Here is a 3,145-nt window from a genome sequence, read left to right on the forward strand (position 1 = left end):
GGCGATCAACCCGGCCCCCCTGTGTGGAGGGAAATGTACCGACCGGAGGCCGTCGCCGGGTTCAGCCGGCGGTCAGCGCGGCAACCGGGCTTGCCACCAGACCCGCCAGCCAGTCCAGCAGGGCCCGGTTCACCTGGTCGGGCACCTCATCGTGGGGGCAGTGACCGGCCTCGAGCACCACTTCGGTGGTGCGGGCGGGCGCATGCCGCTGGAAGCTGGCGCGGCGGCCGGCGGCATTGATCCAGGGGTCGCGGATGCCCCAGAGCAGCAGCAGCGGGGCGCTGAGGTCGGCGAACAGTTCGTCGAGGGGCTGACCGCGGGGGATGTCGAAGACGGTGCGGAAGACGCCGAAGGCGCCAGGATCGCGGGAGGGCCGCAGGATCGCCTCCACCAGGGCGTCATCGACGTTGGTGCGGTCGATGTACACCTGATTCAGGGTGCGGCGCACGGTGGCGGGGCGGCGCATGTTCTCGAACAGCAGGCGCTGCAGCACGGGGCTGCGCAGCAGGGCCGCGCCGATGGTGCGGCGGGCGATGGCCCCCCAGCCCTGCGGCGGCGCCTGCTCGTCACTGAAGGGGCCGGCGGCATTGAGCAGGGCCACGCCGGCGGCCCGCTCGCCGAGGGCGGCCCCGGCGGCGAGGGCGGCGAAGCCGCCGAGGGAGTTGCCCACCAGCACGGTGGGCCGGCCGATCCGCTCCTCCACGTAGGCGCAGAGCTGGTCCCGCCAGAGGGCACCGCCGTAGGCGAGACCGGCCGGCTTGGCGCTGCGGCCGAAGCCGAGCAGATCGATGGCATGGACCTCATGGGTCTGGGCCAGAACGGGGATGTTGAAGCGCCAGTGGTCGGTGGAGGCGCCGAAACCATGCACCAGCAGGATCGCCGGCCCGATGGGGTGCTCCGGAGCCGCGTGCAGGGCATGCACCCGGTGGCCCAGGAACGACCAGGGGATCTCGGGTGACGAAGCCATGAACGCAGCGGTGGTGCAGTGAGGGACGATGCTAGGAAGCGCGGCCTGCGTGCGGCCCTGCCCCCTGCGCCTGCCGCCATGTCCGACGCCTTCAGCCTTTCCGACCTGAGCCCGCTGCTGCCGGGGATCGCCCTCTGGGCCCTGGCCCTCTATCTGCCGCTGAGCGTTCCCCTGGCCCGGCTGGAGCAGGTCCTGTCCGAGGCTTCCCTGGAGGAGGGGCTCCAGCAGCTGGTGCTGGTGGGCGGCAGCCTGCTGCTGGCCCTGGCGGTGGGCCTGGCGGTGGAGCTGCTGCTGAGCTGGGCCCTGGGTCCGGGCTGGGCGGGCAGCCTGGGCCTGATCGCCGTGCTCGGCGGCCTGTCGATCGGCCTGGCGGCCGGGCGGGACGACGACCGCCGCTAAGACCATCCGAGGGCCGGGATCAGGCGGCCTGCTCGGCGGTGCCGTCGACGGGGGCCGCGACGCCGCTGAGCGCCAGCCGCAGCAGAAGGGGTGCCAGGAACGTGGTGCCGATCACCATCAGCAGGATGGCCGCCTCCAGAGGCGCCGAGAGGATGCCGGCCTGGCTGCCCAGGCCCAGGAAGATCAGGCCCACCTCGCCGCGGGGCATCATCCCCAGGCCCACCACCAGCCGGTTGGTCTTCTCCTTGCTCAGATAGCTCCAGCCGGCGGCCACCTTGCCGGCGATGGCGACCACCAGCAGGAACAGGGCGACGACCAGGCCGTCGCGATTATCGGGATTGAGGGGATTCATCACCGACAGATCCAGGGAACTGCCGATCAGCACGAAGAACACGGTGGCAAACAAGGCCACCAGGGGCTTCACCGACTGCTGGATCGCTGCCGTGTGCTTGGAGGCACTCAGGATCAGGCCGGCGGCGAAGGCGCCGAGGGCCGCCTCCAGACCGATCGCCTCGGCAACGAAACAGCACAGGCCCAGCACCACGAAGCCAGCCACCACCACCTCGCCGGGCGCCCTGAGCCGGTCGAGAACCCAGTCGAAGGCGGGCGCGGCCTTCCGGCTGAGGAACAGGGCCACCCCGACGAACACCGCCGCCGCCAAGACCAGCTGAAGGATCGGACCGGCGGAGAGCACCCCGTCAGCGGCCAGGGCCACCACCACCGCCAGGATCACGATGCCGAAGATGTCATCGAGCACGGCGGCACCGATGACGGTCTGGCCTTCCCGGGTGCGGAGGAACCCGAGTTCCCCGAAGACGCTGGCGGTGATGCCGATGCTCGTGGCGGTCATCGAGGCGCCGGCGAACACGGCAGGGAACAGGGGCACATGGAAGAGGAGGACCAGCCCCGCCGTGCCGAGGGCGAAGGGCAGCACCACACCGGTGAGGGCCACCGTGGTGGCCTGCCGGCCCACGGCCATCAGCTCGTCGAGTTCGCTCTCCAGGCCCGTGAGGAACAGCAGGGCGTAGAGACCGAGCTTGGCCGTGGCCTCCAGGGATGGGAAGCTTTCGTCGTAGATCGTGGCCACGGCTTCGGGACTGACCCCGGCGCAGTTGCCGATCAGCGCGAGCATCCCCTGGTTGAGCTCGGCATGGACGGCCGGCGGAAGGATCAGGTGCAGACCGGTGACACCGATCAGAACACCCGCCACCAGTTCCCCGAGGATCGTGGGCAGCCCGAGGCGCACCATCAGCTCGGCCAGGGCCCGGGCCGCCAGAAAGATGACCAGGTAGCGCCCCACCTGGAGAAGGGTTTCCACCGTCTCGATCTGGGTGTTGCCGACCTCAAGGAGCAGGCTGGGCGCGGACATGAACAGAAACAGTGACGAACGGACGCTAAGGGCGTTGGCGTTGATCACGTGTTCCGTTGCTGATCTCCCAACAGGCCGCGGGGGAGGAATGGCAACCACCGCTACGGTCTGAGAACGCACGGCAAGACCTGTGCCCGAGGGACCACCGCGCGCCGACCGCCATGACCGACCAGCAACCCCGCAACCTGAGCCTGCCCACGCCCGGGTGCTTCGCGGACCCCGATCGCAGCGGCCTGACGGCGACGGACGTGTTCGAGGGCATGACCGAACACCTCTTTTACACACTCGGCAAGCTGGCCCCCAGCGCCAGCCGCCACGACCTCTACATGGCGCTCAGCTACGCCGTGCGTGACCGGCTGATGACCCGCTACCTGGCGGGCATCGAGGCCATCGGCGCCAACCCCAAGCGG

The 3,145-nt window shown here is 70.3% G+C and carries 4 protein-coding genes; 2 read left to right on the plus strand and 2 right to left on the minus strand.

The window, feature by feature from the left end:
* Positions 1–61: 61 nt before the first annotated feature.
* Positions 62–967, minus strand: coding sequence for an alpha/beta fold hydrolase (locus VB738_RS16395; protein WP_323306755.1), 906 nt, complete (start codon positions 965–967; stop codon positions 62–64).
* Positions 968–1,045: 78 nt separating this feature from the next.
* On the opposite strand from VB738_RS16395, the gene VB738_RS16400 reads away from it, so the two are divergent.
* Positions 1,046–1,366, plus strand: coding sequence for a hypothetical protein (locus VB738_RS16400; RefSeq protein ID WP_323306756.1), 321 nt, complete (start codon positions 1,046–1,048; stop codon positions 1,364–1,366).
* A 19-nt stretch (positions 1,367–1,385) separates the two neighbouring features.
* Here the strand turns inward: VB738_RS16400 and VB738_RS16405 are convergent, their stop codons facing one another.
* Positions 1,386–2,735 (minus strand): cation:proton antiporter, encoded by a 1,350-nt coding sequence (locus tag VB738_RS16405; protein WP_323306757.1) that lies wholly within the window; start codon positions 2,733–2,735, stop codon positions 1,386–1,388.
* A gap of 161 nt (positions 2,736–2,896) precedes the next feature.
* On the opposite strand from VB738_RS16405, the gene VB738_RS16410 reads away from it, so the two are divergent.
* Positions 2,897–3,145: hypothetical protein (locus VB738_RS16410; protein ID WP_323306758.1), on the plus strand; the 249-nt coding region annotated here is incomplete at its 3' end.

Source organism: Cyanobium gracile UHCC 0139 (assembly GCF_034931325.1).
Classification (GTDB): domain Bacteria; phylum Cyanobacteriota; class Cyanobacteriia; order PCC-6307; family Cyanobiaceae; genus Cyanobium; species Cyanobium gracile_B.

Excerpts from the sequence above, each read along its gene's own strand:
- VB738_RS16395 (WP_323306755.1), bottom strand. The coding sequence starts at position 967 with ATGGCTTCGTCACCCGAGATCCCCTGGTCGTTCCTGGGCCACCGGGTG.
- VB738_RS16400 (WP_323306756.1), top strand. The coding sequence starts at position 1,046 with ATGTCCGACGCCTTCAGCCTTTCCGACCTGAGCCCGCTGCTGCCGGGG.
- VB738_RS16405 (WP_323306757.1), bottom strand. The coding sequence starts at position 2,735 with ATGTCCGCGCCCAGCCTGCTCCTTGAGGTCGGCAACACCCAGATCGAG.